General features: G+C 36.3%; 15 protein-coding genes and 1 riboswitch. Of the genes, 9 read left to right on the forward strand and 6 right to left on the reverse strand.

The window, feature by feature from the left end; genetic code table 11:
* Nucleotides 1-217 precede the first annotated feature (217 nt).
* Entirely contained in the window at nucleotides 218-2098 is a 1881-nt protein-coding gene (locus tag ACQKOG_RS11640) for a sensor domain-containing diguanylate cyclase (RefSeq protein ID WP_402868350.1), read from the forward strand.
* 90 nt (nucleotides 2099-2188) lie between these two features.
* Here the strand turns inward: ACQKOG_RS11640 and ACQKOG_RS11645 are convergent, their stop codons facing one another.
* Both ACQKOG_RS11645 and hisJ read right to left on the reverse strand, forming a co-directional pair.
* Nucleotides 2189-2668, reverse strand: coding sequence for a GAF domain-containing protein (locus ACQKOG_RS11645; RefSeq protein ID WP_427446577.1), 480 nt, complete (start codon nucleotides 2666-2668; stop codon nucleotides 2189-2191).
* A 24-nt stretch (nucleotides 2669-2692) separates the two neighbouring features.
* On the reverse strand, nucleotides 2693-3487 hold the full coding sequence (gene hisJ, locus ACQKOG_RS11650) for a histidinol-phosphatase HisJ (protein WP_370075733.1): 795 nt from the start codon (nucleotides 3485-3487) through the stop codon (nucleotides 2693-2695).
* Nucleotides 3488-3677: 190 nt separating this feature from the next.
* Here hisJ and ezrA point away from each other — a divergent pair, with 190 nt between their 5' ends.
* The 5 genes from ezrA to ACQKOG_RS11675 all read left to right on the forward strand — a co-directional run bounded on the left by ezrA (nucleotide 3678) and on the right by ACQKOG_RS11675 (nucleotide 9465).
* Nucleotides 3678-5369 carry a septation ring formation regulator EzrA gene (ezrA, locus tag ACQKOG_RS11655; protein ID WP_370075731.1) on the forward strand — a complete coding sequence of 564 codons (1692 nt, stop codon included), beginning with the start codon at nucleotides 3678-3680 and terminating at the stop codon, nucleotides 5367-5369.
* A gap of 226 nt (nucleotides 5370-5595) precedes the next feature.
* Complete coding sequence (locus tag ACQKOG_RS11660) at nucleotides 5596-6060, forward strand: GNAT family N-acetyltransferase (RefSeq protein WP_370075729.1); 465 nt, start codon at nucleotides 5596-5598, stop codon at nucleotides 6058-6060.
* 671 nt (nucleotides 6061-6731) lie between these two features.
* Nucleotides 6732-7886, forward strand: coding sequence for a cysteine desulfurase family protein (locus tag ACQKOG_RS11665; RefSeq protein WP_370075727.1), 1155 nt, complete (start codon nucleotides 6732-6734; stop codon nucleotides 7884-7886).
* A 2-nt stretch (nucleotides 7887-7888) separates the two neighbouring features.
* Nucleotides 7889-9097: a tRNA uracil 4-sulfurtransferase ThiI gene (gene thiI / locus ACQKOG_RS11670; RefSeq protein ID WP_370075725.1), complete on the forward strand. Its 1209-nt coding sequence runs from the start codon at nucleotides 7889-7891 to the stop codon at nucleotides 9095-9097.
* Nucleotides 9098-9252: 155 nt separating this feature from the next.
* Complete coding sequence (locus tag ACQKOG_RS11675) at nucleotides 9253-9465, forward strand: alpha/beta-type small acid-soluble spore protein (protein WP_049667479.1); 213 nt, start codon at nucleotides 9253-9255, stop codon at nucleotides 9463-9465.
* A 232-nt stretch (nucleotides 9466-9697) separates the two neighbouring features.
* Here the strand turns inward: ACQKOG_RS11675 and thiE are convergent, their stop codons facing one another.
* Genes thiE through thiM form a run of 3 tightly spaced genes read right to left on the reverse strand, consistent with a single transcriptional unit; the run spans nucleotide 9698 to nucleotide 11899 of the window.
* A complete protein-coding gene (gene thiE, locus ACQKOG_RS11680; protein ID WP_402868356.1) occupies nucleotides 9698-10330 on the reverse strand; it encodes a thiamine phosphate synthase in 633 nt (210 codons plus the stop codon).
* Nucleotides 10320-11144, reverse strand: a complete 825-nt coding sequence (gene thiD, locus ACQKOG_RS11685) for a bifunctional hydroxymethylpyrimidine kinase/phosphomethylpyrimidine kinase (RefSeq protein WP_427446581.1) — start codon at nucleotides 11142-11144, stop codon at nucleotides 10320-10322. Before thiD ends, thiE begins: the two co-directional genes overlap by 11 nt.
* The gene (thiM, locus tag ACQKOG_RS11690) at nucleotides 11144-11899 is read right to left on the reverse strand and encodes a hydroxyethylthiazole kinase (protein ID WP_370075719.1); all 756 of its coding nucleotides are present in this window, start codon (nucleotides 11897-11899) and stop codon (nucleotides 11144-11146) included. Before thiM ends, thiD begins: the two co-directional genes overlap by 1 nt.
* Nucleotides 11900-11988: 89 nt before the next feature.
* A riboswitch (TPP riboswitch) is annotated at nucleotides 11989-12087 on the reverse strand.
* A 229-nt stretch (nucleotides 12088-12316) separates the two neighbouring features.
* Here thiM and mbcS point away from each other — a divergent pair.
* The 3 genes from mbcS to ACQKOG_RS11705 all read left to right on the forward strand — a co-directional run bounded on the left by mbcS (nucleotide 12317) and on the right by ACQKOG_RS11705 (nucleotide 15830).
* The gene (gene mbcS / locus ACQKOG_RS11695; RefSeq protein WP_402868360.1) at nucleotides 12317-13906 is read left to right on the forward strand and encodes an acyl-CoA synthetase MbcS; all 1590 of its coding nucleotides are present in this window, start codon (nucleotides 12317-12319) and stop codon (nucleotides 13904-13906) included.
* 280 nt (nucleotides 13907-14186) lie between these two features.
* Nucleotides 14187-15200, forward strand: coding sequence for a signal peptide peptidase SppA (gene sppA, locus ACQKOG_RS11700; RefSeq protein ID WP_370075715.1), 1014 nt, complete (start codon nucleotides 14187-14189; stop codon nucleotides 15198-15200).
* 12 nt (nucleotides 15201-15212) lie between these two features.
* Nucleotides 15213-15830 carry an RDD family protein gene (locus ACQKOG_RS11705; protein WP_370075713.1) on the forward strand — a complete coding sequence of 206 codons (618 nt, stop codon included), beginning with the start codon at nucleotides 15213-15215 and terminating at the stop codon, nucleotides 15828-15830.
* A gap of 94 nt (nucleotides 15831-15924) precedes the next feature.
* Here the strand turns inward: ACQKOG_RS11705 and ACQKOG_RS11710 are convergent, their stop codons facing one another.
* Nucleotides 15925-16110 carry a hypothetical protein gene (locus tag ACQKOG_RS11710; RefSeq protein ID WP_402868363.1) on the reverse strand — a complete coding sequence of 62 codons (186 nt, stop codon included), beginning with the start codon at nucleotides 16108-16110 and terminating at the stop codon, nucleotides 15925-15927.
* Nucleotides 16111-16164 lie beyond the last annotated feature (54 nt).

Raw genomic sequence — 16164 nt, forward strand, 5'->3', positions numbered from 1 at the left:
TAGACGTCAATTATTAGACTAACTATTTTCGTAAAAGTGTAATAGTATAAATTTCCTCTTTATACATATTTCGATATATAAGAGTAGTTAATGGTACAGTGTGGAATGTAAAATGTAAAAGTAAAATAGAATAACATAGTCAAAATGACACAAATTATGTATACTATACTATAAGTTAATAGTATTGATTTGGACGTTATATAGAAAAGGTGATTTCATGACAGACCATTTACAAACGCTAAAATATATAAAATCAGATGTTTTGAGCATTTGGGTGAGTTCTAAGGAACAAGCCGGTTTTAATGGGTATTTTCACCCATTAGAACGGTGTCTAAAGAAGCACTTTGGAATTGTAAATGTGGCGTTTCTCGGTTTAGAAGGTAATTCTTTAATACCTGTTGAAGAAATGGCTACTGTAACAATTGAAACAAAACTAAATGCTGTGTCATGGTTAATGATTGAAGCTAGCTTTTATCAACAGAAGTTGGTAAAAGTCCCTTATATATTAAAAGAAAAAGAAGCATATACGATGATGACAGATATGGTGCTTTTACAAGCAGAAGGCAAAAATCCAATTGGTGTGCTACTCGTTGAGGCAACCGATGCTTGGACAGACTTTATGACTTCGGATTACGGAGAAAATTTTGTCGAAACGCTCACGAAGGCTTTTCAGATCATTAGAGAAAATTTCGAAGTAAAAGTGAATGAAGACCAATATAGAAAATTGTACAATATGACAGATTTATTTCATTCCACTATGGATATTGATTTAATTTTAGAAAATGTCTTGAAAAATATTAAGGATAATTTCCCGGAGTTTAATGTGGAGCTTATACTATCGAATGATCAAGACCGCCATACGACTATCGATATTAAGCTATTTGATTACTTATCTGAAAGACCTGCGACAATTGAGGCTTTTGTCTCAGGAGAGCTGACGACGGAGCTTGCAAGCGATTTGAATTGTCGATTATTAAACGCCCCTATAAAAGGGAGACAAGCTATTTATGGTATTTTACAAGTAAGTGCACCTACAACATATCTTTTTTCAACGACTGAAAAAGATTTTGTACGAATGCTAGCACAAGCATCTGGAAATGCACTAGAAAATGCAAAATTATATCATCAATCACATCGCCTTGTAAGTGATTTACAACTCATCAATGAAACATCGCATCGTTTAAATATGAGGATTGACATAAATGAAATGTTACTTTTCCTCCAAAAACAGTTAATGAAATCTTTTCAACCAATGGAAGTTTGTTTCGCTTTTAAACATAATGACACCTTTAAAGTGACGGATGCGAGTACAGCCTTTTTCAATGCAGAGAAGGGTCAAACATATATAAAACATGTTGAACATCATTTTGAACATTCCAACGATCCACTATTTATTGCCGATTTCAGTCGATTAACCCCTAATCAAATTGAATATCGTTCAATTATGGCAATCCCGATTTTAATGGAAGAAAAAATTAATGGCTTTAGTATTGTGTTACACAAGGAGCCATATTTCTTTTCATTTGATAGCTTTAAATTAATGCAATCATTAATCCATCACTCTTCTTTAGCAATTGCAAACTCAATACTACGTAATCAACTTCAAGAAATGGTAGATTTGGACCATTTAACGAAATTATATGCAAGAAGTTATTTAGACCAATATGTAGAAAAGTCTCTTAAAAATGATCAATCAGGGATGTTCTTACTCATTGATATTGATAATTTTAAACGCATTAATGATACGTATGGTCACCAAATTGGTGATAAGATTCTTAAGCAAATTGCGGTACAGTTAAAAGAAATGATTGGAGTTCGTGGTATTTGTGCACGCTGGGGTGGAGAAGAAATGTCTGTGTATATCCCAAATATTGATGAGAAAGAAGCAATCGAATTAGCAGCAACAATCGTTGCAATAATTCCAAATACAACAGATCCTCAGGTGACTATTTCAGCAGGTCTCATAACATGGGACGAACAGTACCATCCAGCGTTTCAATCTGTTTTCCTACATGCAGATACAGCGCTTTATGAAGCGAAAAACAGTGGTAAAAATCGATTTTGTATTCATGATCGATCTTATCAAAACAATTTATAATGTAATAAAAAAAGTTGGTTTTGAAAATAAAACATCAGCCTTATGCGCTGAAATACCCTGAAATGACAATAAATCATTTCAGGGTATTTTTTATAAATGGAGAAGTAAGGTTTTTACGAATACCTCTAACCCCTCTTGATCTTCCTTTGAAAAGCGGTTTGTGATTGGACTGTCGATATCAAGTACACCGATGACCTGTCTTTCTTTTATTAAGGGAATAACAATTTCGGATTGGGATGCGGCATCACAAGCAATATGCCCTGGGAAGTCATGTACGTCTTTTACCACTATAGTTTCTGCTTTGCCTACAGCTGTTCCACAAACTCCGCGTCCAATTGGTATTCTGACGCAGGCAGGTAAGCCTTGGAATGGCCCTAATACAAGTTCATCCCCCTGTAATACATAAAAACCAACCCAGTTAATGTTCGGTAGGAATTGATTTAGTAAAGCAGAGGCGTTGCTTAAATTAGCAATGCGATCGCTTTCTCCAGTAAGTAGGGCATCTAACTGTTTTGCTAATGTATTATATTGCTCGACAATTGGCCCTTCATAATTAATTTGTGTAAACATAATAGCACCTCGTTTGAAAGATATTTATTTTGGATATATAACATTATAGTGTTGATGTAAATCATCAACACTATGAGCATCTGAACCAAAAACAATTGGTAGCCCAATAGATTTACTATAATCGATAAAGGTAAATGGTGGATAAGGTTCCTGACAATATGTTTTACTTAAACCAGCGCTATTTAAATCTAGCTCATAGCCTTCTGCTTTCATTAAATCTAATACTTCTCGAATCCGCGTAGAATCATCAATTTTCATTTTATGTGCTAATTGAAATTTGTGAATAAGTGAAGGATGCCCAATGCGTTTAGGCTTGTATTGCCCTAAATCTGCTTTAATGGATTGTAGGACGGTATCGTAATATAAATTATACACTTGTTCAATAGAGCCCACTTTTTTTGAAAAAGCCATAAAGCTTTCTGGAGAAAAGTCTATGCATTCAAAGATATTTTGCCATTGTAAAAAATGGACTGATAAAATAGAGTCATCTAAAAAGTGTCCATATGTATCAAGAAATTGACGAGTTTCTTGTTCAAAGCCTTGAATATAGTCAACCTCAAGACCGATATGAATGCGAATGTCTTGTGCGTACTCCTTTTGAAGGCACTGTAAATCTTCAAAATAAGGCATTAAAAATTCTGGATTCATACCACTATCTTGCTGAGGTGTAGGGTCAGTAAAATTCAAAGGTAATGGTGCGTGTTCTGTGAAGGTAATATCTGTAAAGTTGTGAGAAATTGCTTTTTCAATATATTGCTTAAATGAATCAGAAGTACCATGTGGACAATACGGACTATGAACATGGCCGTCACATTTCATAAAATTACCACTCCTTTAGCTTTTGGATCAAACACTTTTATTTGCGCAAATTGTTCAGAATTTAAGTAGGTGTTATTCTTGAAAGGCGTAAATACATAAAAAACACTCAAATTTTAGTACAAAAGGCGATAACATAGTATATAATAAATACAACTAGCCAATTCGTTTATTGTAGAATAGGAGGCTTACGATGGAGTATATCATCATTCCGGTTATCCTACTATTAATTTTAGCGATAGTAGGATTTATGATGCGACGAAAACATACAACAATCATTGCTAAACTTGAAAATGAAAAATCACAAATACAAAACAATCCCATAAATGAGGAAATTTCAAAAGTTAAATCTTTGAACATGAACGGTGAAACGGAAGAGATGTTTGAACGATGGCGAAATAGCTGGGATGAAGTCATCGATGTACATATGACAAAAATTGATTCACTTTTATTTGATGCAGAGGATCAAATCAATAGACTTCGTTTTAAGAAAGCAACGTTAATTGAACGTGAGATAGAAGATTACATTCAAAAATGTGAACAAGATAAAGATAAAATCTTAGAAGAACTAAATGAATTAATTGGCAGCGAAGAAAAAAATCGTATTGAAATTGAACAATTAAAAGAATACTATCGCTCTGCACGTAAAACATTGTTAGCTCACCAACATTCATTTGGTGTAGCATTACCGGCTCTGGAGAAAAAGCTGGAGATGTTTGTTCAAAAGTTTGAGGAATTCGATGTGCTTACTAGCGAAGGGAATTATTTGCAGGCTCGAGAAATTGTTATTGGCTTGAATCAAGAATCACAACAGACATTTGAATATATTAATGATGTCCCAGCAATTTTGACTGAATTGCAAGTAAAACTACCAGGCGCGGTACAGGAATTACGTAGTGGCCAGCGTGAAATGGAGGAGCAATCCTACTATTTACAGCATTTAGAGCTAACTAAGGGGTTCGATAAATTTGATGAAGAATTTGCGACATTAAAAAATGAATTAGCAGAGCTTAATTTAACCGTTGTTAAACCACGTGTAGCTGAAATAAATGAAGAGATTGATCACTTTTACGATCTACTTGAAAAAGAAGTTATTGCTAAAAATTATGTTGACCAAAATTGTGATCGTTTATTAAGCTCAATTACTAATGTTATTAGTTCAACAAGATTAGTAAGTGATGAAGCAACTTTTGTGCAGCAAAGCTACCGTTTAAATGAAAAAGATGCAGAAATTCCAAAAGCTGCGTTAAAGCAATTAGAGGCTTTACAACGTCGCTATGATTTATTAGCGATGCGTGTTAGAGAGGAAAAATCCGCATACTCAAGTTTGCAGGAAGAATTGATTGAAATTAACGAGGAACTTGAACATATTCATGAGGAGCAAGGCCATTTATCAAATACGATGAAGAAGCTCCGAATTGATGAAAACAAGGCTCGTGCACAAGTAGAAAGCTTAAAGAAAACGTTACAAGAAACAGATCGGCTATTGAATAAGGCTAATATTCCAGGTATTCCTGAAGAGATGGATGCCCGTCTAGATGAGGCAGCAGAGCATATTTATGTAGTTATGCAAAGCCTTCAAGAGGTACCACTCAATATGGGAACAGTCCATAACAATTTAAATGCTGCAACACTTTGCGTAGAGGATGTAAAAGCGAAGGCGAATGAATTGATTGAAAATGTAATGCTGATTGAACGTATTATTCAGTATGGTAATCGTCATCGTGCAACAAATCCAAAATTGCATACTCGTTTAAGAGAAGCAGAAAAATCCTTTAATCAATTCCGCTATTCCAAGGCATTAGAAGAGGCTGGAACGGCAGTTGAAGAAATGGAGCCAGGTGCTTTAAAGCGAATTCAAGAACTTGTAGCAGAGAAACAATAACTAAATAGTCAAGTATAATAAAAAAATACATCAGCTGTCTAAAAGGTATAGTTATTACTTTTTAGACAGTTTTGTTATTAAGATGCAAAATTTCTCTAAACCTACGATTTTAGCGCCTTGAAATGTTTGAGGAAGCTACGCATTCGTGATAAAAGGGAAATGGAGCGGGAAGCTTCACATGATGTCTCACTACGATTTTGATTAAAAACTAATAGAGGTGGTCATAATGCAATTTTATATTCGGGAAATGAATGAAATTTTTGCGACTGATATTTTGAATTGGAAATATGAAGAACCATATGATTTTTATAACAATGATCTATGCGATGAATCTCTAAAAGAAATTCTTGAAAGTCCGTATTATTCAATTGTCAATGATCAAGAAGAGCTAGTTGGTTTTTTCTGTACAGGAACATCAGCACAAGTACCTAAAGGACGTGATTATGGTGCGTATTTAGACGAGTGCATTGATGTGGGGATAGGGATGAAGCCTGAGCTAACAGGAAAAGGTTGCGGTTCAGAATTTTTTTCATTTATTTTAAATCAGCTACAACAAGAAAATCATAGTCCTATTCGTTTAACAGTAGCTACATTTAATACAAGAGCCATTCATCTTTATGAAAAATTAGGTTTTACAAAAGTCATGGAATTTACAGCTTCAACAGAATTTATAACAATGAAAAAAGGTTAAAAATAAGCGTGTTGACTAAGGTATATTGTGGTGAAGTCCGCCTTCAATATGGTGGTAAAATATAGTATAAATATGGCTGCTGAAAGTTGAGGATGGCATTTATTTAAAGCATATGTCATGTATATAAGTTGATTGGAGTGGAGGTTGGGCGACTCCTTGGGGATCAGCAATAGAGGAACGAAGGCTAAAAGCATCACGTCCTGTGATAACGCCTTCGTGACCAACATCCTGCTGCTGACGCTACGTTAGCACTACGCTTTCGCGCAAAAAACATCCTGTTGCCCCAAGCGGCTCATCGGACGCCCCCAGGAAGCTCTGCTCTGAGCGAAAGCGAAGCGTCAGTAACAAATGTTTTCTGTAGCGAAAGCGAAGCGACAGCAACAAATGTTTTCTGTAGCGAAAGCGAAGCGACAGCTACAAAGCGCCCAGCCGGAACGGAAATCAACTTCACGTTATAGTAATAAGCCTAACAATGCAAAACCCAAATTTTTATACTCAGGAAACGTTCATAGTAAATTTTAATATGCCACTCTTAATGGGTGGTTTTTCACATTAAAAGCAAACAAATAAGTGATTAAATTAGGATAATTGTTAAAGTTAGTAGTCAATTGCTGAAGATTGCGTTATGATAAATACCGTTAAATCAACGTTTTGAAAGTGTGTGAATATTAATGGAAGTTAATACAATCTATTTAGACAACAGTGCAACAACAAAACCTTTAAAAGAGGTTATGCAAGCATTTATGGCAGTGAATGAGCAGTATTATGCCAATCCTGCTTCCATTCATGCAATGGGTGTTGAATCAAACGAATTGTTAATGCGTGCACGTGAGCAAGTAGCAGATATTTTGCAGACAGAAGCAAAAAATGTGCTATTTACATCAGGTGGTACTGAATCCAATAACACGGCTATATTTGGTTTAGCACGTAGCAATACACATAAAGGAAATCATATTTTAACAACTGAAGTTGAACATCCATCTGTTCTAGAAGCTGTTAAGCAACTTGAGCAAGAGGGTTTTGATGTTGAATACTTACAAGCCGATAAAAATGGAGTTATTTCTTTAGAGGAGCTTCGTACAAAAGTGCGCAAGGATACCATTTTAGTAAGTATGATGCATGTAAATAATGAAATGGGTGCTATCCAACCAATTTTTGAAGCTGCAAAAATTATTCATGAATCAAGTCGCGCAGCTTTTCACGTGGATGCTGTACAAAGCTTTGGAAAGTTACCGATATCATTTAACGATGATGATGGACCAGACTGTATTTCAATTTCTGGCCATAAAATTCATGGCTTTAAAGGTTCAGGTGTACTAGCATTTCGTAAAAAAATGAAATGGCAACCATATGCACTTGGCGGAGGGCAGGAGTTTGGTTTGCGTAGTGGAACAGTAGCTGTACCGCAAGCAGTAGCCTTATCTAAAGCAGCCCGAATAGCAGTAGAGACGATGAATGATCGTGCAAAAAAATATCGTCAATGGAATGAAGAAATATGCACGCAACTACGTGGCTATGGAGATGCAGCGCATATTTTATCAACCCCACAAGGTGCGGCACATATTTTATCTTTTAGTATTCGCGACTTAAAAGGTGAAGTCATTATTAATGCATTGCAAAAACGCAATGTAATTGTATCGACATCGAGTGCGTGCTCATCGAAACAGACAAAAACAAGCCATGTTGTTGAAGCTTTAAATATTGATGAGCACTTTAAAAAGGGTGTTATTCGTATAAGTTTTGGCGCACATGTAACAAATGAAGATATAGTAAAGTTTAAACAAGTGTTAGATGAAGTATTGATGGAACTTAAAGGAGAATTTTAAAAATGATTTGGAAAGAAATTTTAATTCGATATGGAGAGCTTTCTACAAAAGGTCGCAACAAGATGGATTTTATTCGTCGTTTACGTGAGAACATTCGTCATGCATTTGCAGATTTAGGGCATTTACACATTCGTACAGAGCGCGACCGTATGTTTATCGCCATTCAAGATGAAACACAAATGGACGTTCTATTAAAAGGATTACCTAAAATTTTTGGTATCCAATCATTTAGTCCAGTGGCAGCATGTGAAAAAGACATGGAGGCCATGAAAAAACTTGCTATAACAATTATGGATACATTTAAAAATGAGCAGCTTACTTTTAAAGTAGAAGTAAAGCGTACTGATAAAACATTTCCATTAGAATCACATGCCATTCAACGCGAAATCGGTGGTTATGTATTACCACAATATCAAAATTTATCAGTAAAGGTGAAAAAGCCTGATATCGAACTTCGTGTAGAAGTGCGTCATGACGCAACATATATGATGGCACAAGTTATTCCAGGTGCAGGTGGAATGCCTGTAGGTTCGAATGGTAAATCTTTATTAATGCTTTCTGGTGGAATAGATAGTCCTGTTGCTGGTTATTTAATGATGAAACGAGGAGTGCGCTTAGAAGCGATTCACTTCTTTAGTCCACCTTATACAAGCCAAAATTCATTGGAAAAAGTAAAGGTGCTTGCTAATGAATTAACGAAATTTGGCGCTAGTATTCGTTTACATGTTATTCCTTTCACTGAAATCCAAGTTCTTATTAAAGAAAAAGTACCTTCTAATGTATCGATGACAACAACTCGTCGAATGATGCTAAAAGTTGCTGACAAAGTACGTGAAGAAATTGGTGCGCTAGCAATTGTTACAGGTGAAAGTCTTGGACAAGTAGCGAGTCAAACCCTTGAAAGTCTAACAGCTATTAATGCCGTAACTAACACACCAATTTTACGTCCATTAATCTCATCAGATAAATTAGAAATTATCGATATTGCAGAGAAAATAGGCACATACGAAACGTCTATCCAGCCATTTGAAGACTGTTGTACAATTTTTACTCCAGCAAGTCCAAAAACAAAGCCAAAGCTTGAAAAGGTTGAGCATTATGAAAGCTTCTCGGATTTTGATGAACTAATCGAACGAGCAGTGAAAAACCGTGAAGTTTATATTTTCCCGAAAAAAGAGCAAGAAGCCGATAAATTTGCAGATCTTCTATAGAAGAAACTTGCGATTTCGTAAGCTAATGAGCCGACTCAAAGTCTTGAGTTGGCTTTTTTTTGTTCATTTCCTTCGGAGGTACAATTTACCTTTAAAATTTTTGTATTAAAAATCTAATATCGCACATTCTATATTCACAAGGAGGTGAGAGACACATGACTTCAACAAATCGCAGTTCAAACAAACTTGCAGTACCTGGTGTAGAGTACGCTCTAGATCAAATGAAATACGAAATTGCACAAGAATTTGGTGTTCAATTAGGAGCTGACGCTTCAGCTCGTGCTAACGGTTCCGTTGGCGGTGAAATCACTAAACGTCTTGTACAAATGGCTGAATCACAATTAAAAGGTATGCCAAACAACCAATAATTGCTTAATCAGCAAAAAATTAAAACCAGTGACCGTAAAAGGCACTGGTTTTAGTTTGTTTAAATTTTTTAATTTTTATCCCGTATTAACGGGCAGTAATTTATCTATATCAAAAGAGAAACGTTAGGTCCTCCCATTTCAATTCAATGAGAGCAAAGAAATAGGTGAGGCTAACTGCCCGTAAAAATCCGATTGGTGAAGACTAATAATCAGTGGGGTAAAAACGTTCACTTTATCCTACAAATGATTTAAATGTAGAGACTGTATTTGAAATATCCTCACTTTGGCAAATGGCAGAAATAACTGCTATTCCATCCGCACCTGCTTTAAATACCGTAGGAGCATTCGAGCAGTTTATGCCTCCAATTGCAACGATAGGGAGTTCAGGATATTGTATCCTAACTTGCTGTAAAAAATCAGTCCCACTAGGAGGATTGGCGTCACTTTTAGAAGTGGTTGAAAAAATCGGACCAATTCCTACATAATCAGCACCATATTGTAGAGCAGTTTGTAATTCAGCATGTGAATGAACAGAAACACCTAAAATCATATTGCCAATTTTATTACGCACCGTCGACACAGGAAAATCCTCTTGCCCAATATGAATACCGTCCGCTCTAAGTTTTATAGCTAGCTCGACATCATCGTTGACGATAAACGGAACATCATACTGTTGACAGAGCTTTTGACATTTGCGAGCAAAATCTTCATATGCTTGCCCAGTTAATGTATTTGGTCCTTTTTCACGATATTGAAACATAGTAATTCCAGATTGCAGAGCTTTCTCTAAAACGTTTAATGGCTCTTGTTTGAAAACATTACCTGTACCCATTATAAAATATAGCTGTAGATCGTCACGTTTCATGAATAATCACCTCGCAGGAATCCTTCAAGTTTTGATAAGCAAAATGATTTGTAGGACCATGTCCATTACCAATAGATAAATCATGAGTTATTGCTAATTGAATAAATTTTTTAGCTTCCTCAATCGCTTCTTCTAAAGGTAGTCCCTGACCAATAAAAGCAGTTAATGCAGCGGAAAACGTACAGCCTGTACCATGCGTATTTTTTGTTGCAATACGAGTGGACTGCATGGAAAATGATCGACCATCTTGGAAAAATACATAATCAGTAGCATAACATTTATCCTCTAAATGACCGCCTTTAATAATGACGCATTGAACGCCCATTAGTAATAAGACCTTAGCTGCTTCTTTAATATCTGTTAAAGAATTGATTGTCCTTCCAGAAAGGGTTTCTGCCTCAGGAATGTTCGGTGTTACGACTGTTGCTAAAGGAAGCAAACAACTGCGTAATACCTCAATTGCTTCTTGCTGTAATAAACTTTCACCGCCTTTTGCAATCATGACAGGATCTACTATAAGCGGAATATTTCTTTCAGCTAAAATCTGTGCAATTGATTGAATTATTTCAGAGGAAAACAGCATTCCGGTTTTAACGGCACTTATTGAAAAATCCTCGACTAGCGCTTGGAGTTGTTTCTCAACAAAACTAACTTCAATTGGTAAGACATCCGATACACCAAGTGTATTCTGAGCGGTTAAAGCTGTAATAACAGACGTTCCAAACACCTTTAATTCCTGAAATGTTTTTAAATCAGCCTGTATGCCTGCACCGCCACCACTATCAGAACCAGCAATTGTTGTTACAATATGCATTATTGTTCACCACCCTTGGAAAGGCGATGTAGTTCGTTCAATACTGCAATTTGAAAATCGCCAATGTATGAAGTAGAAGAAGCGGCTTGTTCAGCCACTTTTTTATAAAGCGATAATGTTTCTACCAATTGGTCGAATGGTTTATTTCCTGCGACGTAGGATGCACAACAAATGGCGCTCAATAAGCAACCTGTTCCAGTAACTTCTGTCATTTGAAAATTTCCACCTGTAACCCATTGCTGATGTTCGCCATCAGTAATAAAATCCTTTTCACCGGTCACAATAACAATACAATCGTAGAGTTGAGCTACTTTTTGTGCCTCAACTTCTAAAGAAATTGAACCACTCCCACTATCTACGCCTTTTTGTTGCCATTCTACATCGGCTATAGCTGCAAGCTCTCCGATATTACAACGAATAGCCGCAAAATTTATTTCCTCAAGTAATTGTTGTACCGTTTGTTTCCGGTAAGTTGTTGCACCTGCAGCAACAGGATCTAAAATGACGGGAATACCAAGGGCATTTGCTTTTTTTCCAGCAAGTAACATTGATTCTTTCATTCGCTCGTTAAGGGTACCGATATTTATCAATAAGCCTGAGGAAATTGCGACCATTTCTTCAACCTCATGACTGTCATCTGCCATAACTGGTGAAGCGCCTATTGCTAATAAGCCATTTGCTTGAAAATTAGCCACAACATAATTAGTAATGCAATGAATAAGTGGATTTTGTTTACGGATAGTATGAAATACCATTTTAAGTCCTCCTTGTTGGATGGACGTAAGCGTGCAAAAAAGGCTCTTTTTCGTGTAGAAAAAAACACGCAAAAGAGCCTTTCATCAGTAAATAGATGTGAGTTGCTCCCTACGTCAGTATTAACTAACAGGTTCAAAGGGTCAGGTTTTACCTTCTCAACTCTAAATGAGTCCCCCTGCAATCTTGCTTTTAGTTGACCAAAATGTACCATATTATTCACTCGTGTTCAATAGGGAGTTTTTTTCTTCATTGCGAAAACGGCACTAAAGCTAAGTCGAAATTGATAGTACTAATACGTGACTGATGCCATATAGCAGAACATGATAGTTGTCACGACTTTAATGAATTGGAGTGAATTCCATTGAAAATGATAAAAATTGAGTTTTATAATGAGCGTACAAAAGGGGGCATTTGCCATGAAAAGAGAAGATTTAATCGCACCAGAATGGTATAACATTTCAGAGGAAATTGAAAAATATGCACAGGATTCTACTAAAAATGCATTATTAGTTTATAACGAAGATGAGGAAATTCAGTACTTAACATATCGAGCTTTACTTGAAAAGGCGAACCAGGCAGCACATGTATTTACATCTCAAGGTTTAAAAAAAGGTGATGTTATTTTGGTCATGGTGCCCAGATCAGTTGAAGCATATATCGTCTATATTGCTGCCTTAAAGGCAGGCTTAATCATTATACCTAGCTCAGAAATGCTGAGAACTAAGGATATTGAATATCGAATCAATCATGCCGATGCAAAAGGCGTTGTAGCATTTGAGCCTTATATTGAACAATTCGATAATGTGGGGAAATTACAAGAAATACAGCAATTTGTCATTGGTCATGCACAGGAACCTTGGCAGCCGCTGCTTGAAAAAATGCAAAATCAACCGACGACTTACATAAGTTCTACGCCGACTAAGAGTACAGACATTGCATTTTTAGCTTATACGAGTGGTACAACAGGCAATCCAAAGGCAGCGGTTCATACACATAGCTGGGGTTATGCGCACTTGCGAACTACTGCTCCAAATTGGTTAGGTGTACAAGAAGGTGACATTGTTTGGGCTACAGCAGCACCAGGATGGCAAAAATGGATTTGGACTCCGTTCCTTGCTACTTTAGGAAGTGGTGCAACAGCATTTGTTTTCAAAGGTCACTTTGATGCGGCAACATACCTTGCATTGCTTGAAAAATTTAATATAAATATTCTGTGTTGCACACCGACCGAATACAGATTTATGGCAAGTCTTGAAAATTTGCAAGACTTTAATTTAAGTACGATACGTCAGGCTGTGTCAGCGGGTGAACCTTTAAATAGTGAAGTGATAAAAGTATTTTCCGAAGTCTTTAATTTACAAGTACGTGATGGTTATGGACAAACAGAGAATACATTACTTGTTGGAACAATGGTAGGGATGGAGGCTAGAATGGGCTCAATGGGTAAGCCTACTCCGGGTAATACTGTTGAAATTATTAATGATATTGGAAATCCCACTGTAATTGGAGAAGTTGGAGATATTGCTGTACACTGTGAATCACCCGCGTTATTTAAGAAATATTTAAACGATCCCGAACGTACAAATTTACAATTTAGAGGCGATTGGTATATTACAGGAGATCGTGCATATAAAGATGAAGATGGCTATTTTTGGTTTGAAGGACGTGGGGATGATGTTATTATTTCGTCTGGATATACGATAGGCCCATTTGAGGTAGAAGATGCGTTATTGAAGCATCCAGCGGTAAAAGAAACTGCCGTAGTCGCGAGTCCAGATGAAATTCGTGGAAATCTCGTGAAGGCATTTGTTGTGCTCTCTGATGGTGTAGTTGGTGATGAAACGCTTATTAAAAAACTACAAAGCCATGTGAAAACTTTAACAGCCCCTTATAAATATCCTCGTGCTATTGAGTTTGTTACTGAGCTACCAAAGACTACATCAGGCAAAATTCGCCGTGTCGAATTACGTGAGCAAGAAAAAATCCATTATATTAATCATCGTTAATTTCCTAGGAAATAATGTCGAAAATCAAAGTTCCTGCTTTTTTTATGAACTTTGATTTTTTTTTAATATTAGATAATGTAGTATAAGTTGAATAGGTTGAGTTGGTTAAATTGGTTAAAGCTTTTGCATAGTATTGGTTATTTACTTAAATTAAGGAGTGATATTTGTTAAAACGGAACAGAGATCAACCCCTATGTTATGGTGATAAGCCATATTATTGCAATAAGTATGAAACAAATTAGGATATCAATCGTATAACGTTATGAGGAGATGGAAAGATATGAATGGTAAAAGGTGGACAGCTTTAATAATTGCAGGTGTACTATTAGTGTTTTCATTAGGGATCAACACTATCTTTGCAATATTTAAATCGAATTTCTTTAGTAATTTTGATAGCTTAATGGATGGAAACGATTTAATTGTAATGGAAAAGGTTAAAGAAGGTGGCGATATGGATAAACGTATTGCATACTTAAAGGTTGATGGAACGATTCAAAATGTTGGCTCAAGTACATTTTGGCAATCGGTTTCTTATGATCACCAATTTTTCTTAGATCAATTAGATAATATTTTAAATGACGAGACTGTGGAAGGTATCGTCTTAAGTGTTAATTCACCAGGTGGCGGTGTAAAGGAATCAGCTGAAATCTATAAAAAACTCATGAAAATTAAAGAAGAGCGACAAATTCCAATCTATGTAACTATGGATTCGATGGCAGCTTCAGGTGGTTATTATATTTCAGCGCCAGCAGATAAAATATTTGCGCAACGTGATACAATTACAGGTTCGATTGGTGTCATTATGCAATCTATTAATTATCAGGCGTTAGCAGAAAAAGTTGGTATTAAATATGAAACGTTTAAATCTGGTGAACATAAAGATATGCTTAGCCCAATGCGTGAAGTGACAGCGGAAGAGCGTGCTATGATGCAAGACATGATTAATGAAACTTATCAGGAATTCGTTCATATTGTGGCAAAAGGCCGTAATATGTCTGAAGCAGATGTGAAAAAAGTCGCCGATGGTCGAATTCTTAGTGGTAAGAAGGCTCTTGAATCGGGCTTAGTAGATGAGCTTGGCGATGAGGAAGCAGCAATTACTGCAATGCGTAAAGACTTTGGTTTAGAGGACGCAGAATTATTTGAGTATTCATATGATACGGGTGGTTGGCCATCATATGTTGGGATGAAAATTGGATCCATGTTTGGTCCCTCAGCAGAGGAAAAAATGCTGATGAAAATTATGGCAGAATATAAAGCACCAAAAATGATGTACTTATATGGCGAAAACTAAGGAGGGAGTACAATGACAAACAATGATATTGTTATGCAAGGTTCACCCTCTATGGAGAATACGTTCCTAATAGATAAGCCAATTACGAATAAAAATTATGCGTTGAAAACGGCAGGCTTTTGGATGCGTTTTTGGGCATTTTTCATAGACGGAATTATTATTGCAGCAGTAGGTGGAATTCTCGTTAACCCAATATTTTATTTAATGGATTGGTCATTATCTGACACAGTGTGGTATGCACCGATTTCGATTATATCCGCTATTCTTTATTACAGTTATTTCGTATTAATGACGAAATTTTTTGGGCAAACATTAGGGAAAATGATATTAGGATTACGTGTTATTTCATTAAAACATGAGAAGCTGACATGGTCAGACGTGTTATTCCGTGATTGGATTGGGCGTATCATCAACAGCATTTTTATGCCACTTTATATTCTTGTAGGCATTCTACCGAACAATCAAGGTATACATGATTTTTTTGCGGATACAACAGTCGTTCATGAAAAAATATATATTGAAAAAGATATTGTGCAACCATCTTTGCCAATCAAAGAGGAAAAGGTTGAATCTGTACCTCTAGAGGAAAAATCAGAACCTGAAAAGCTAGAGAAACATAACGAAGAATAATGACTAGAGCTGTCTCATTACGGTGAGACAGCTCTTTATTTTAGTGATGATAGAGGTGATTAATAGTTAGTTCGTTGGGAAAAAGATCCAATAATTAGGATGCATTTATAATAACGTATACCATGGATAAAGTTGATTGTAGTGGAGGCTTGGCGACTCCTTGGGGATTAGCAATAGAGGAACGAAGGCTAAAACCATCACGTCCTGTGATAACGCTTTCGTGACCAACCTCTTGTTGGCCCGAGACCCTGGAGCGAGCAACGCGAGTGAAGCGGCTCATCGGACGCCCCCAGGAAAGCGCCAAGCCGGAACGGAAATCAACCCTACATTATAG

Source organism: Lysinibacillus sp. NPDC093216 (assembly GCF_050280325.1).
Classification (GTDB): Bacteria; Bacillota; Bacilli; order Bacillales_A; family Planococcaceae; genus Lysinibacillus.

Bases quoted from the DNA above. Each gene is read 5' to 3' on its own strand.
- ACQKOG_RS11640 (WP_402868350.1), top strand. From the start codon at position 218: ATGACAGACCATTTACAAACGCTAAAATATATAAAATCAGATGTTTTG.
- ACQKOG_RS11645 (WP_427446577.1), bottom strand. From the start codon at position 2,668: ATGTTTACACAAATTAATTATGAAGGGCCAATTGTCGAGCAATATAAT.
- hisJ (WP_370075733.1), bottom strand. From the start codon at position 3,487: ATGAAATGTGACGGCCATGTTCATAGTCCGTATTGTCCACATGGTACT.
- ezrA (WP_370075731.1), top strand. From the start codon at position 3,678: ATGGAGTATATCATCATTCCGGTTATCCTACTATTAATTTTAGCGATA.
- ACQKOG_RS11660 (WP_370075729.1), top strand. From the start codon at position 5,596: ATGCAATTTTATATTCGGGAAATGAATGAAATTTTTGCGACTGATATT.
- ACQKOG_RS11665 (WP_370075727.1), top strand. From the start codon at position 6,732: ATGGAAGTTAATACAATCTATTTAGACAACAGTGCAACAACAAAACCT.
- thiI (WP_370075725.1), top strand. From the start codon at position 7,889: ATGATTTGGAAAGAAATTTTAATTCGATATGGAGAGCTTTCTACAAAA.
- ACQKOG_RS11675 (WP_049667479.1), top strand. From the start codon at position 9,253: ATGACTTCAACAAATCGCAGTTCAAACAAACTTGCAGTACCTGGTGTA.
- thiE (WP_402868356.1), bottom strand. From the start codon at position 10,330: ATGAAACGTGACGATCTACAGCTATATTTTATAATGGGTACAGGTAAT.
- thiD (WP_427446581.1), bottom strand. From the start codon at position 11,144: ATGCATATTGTAACAACAATTGCTGGTTCTGATAGTGGTGGCGGTGCA.
- thiM (WP_370075719.1), bottom strand. From the start codon at position 11,899: ATGGTATTTCATACTATCCGTAAACAAAATCCACTTATTCATTGCATT.
- mbcS (WP_402868360.1), top strand. From the start codon at position 12,317: ATGAAAAGAGAAGATTTAATCGCACCAGAATGGTATAACATTTCAGAG.
- sppA (WP_370075715.1), top strand. From the start codon at position 14,187: ATGAATGGTAAAAGGTGGACAGCTTTAATAATTGCAGGTGTACTATTA.
- ACQKOG_RS11705 (WP_370075713.1), top strand. From the start codon at position 15,213: ATGACAAACAATGATATTGTTATGCAAGGTTCACCCTCTATGGAGAAT.
- ACQKOG_RS11710 (WP_402868363.1), bottom strand. From the start codon at position 16,110: ATGAGCCGCTTCACTCGCGTTGCTCGCTCCAGGGTCTCGGGCCAACAA.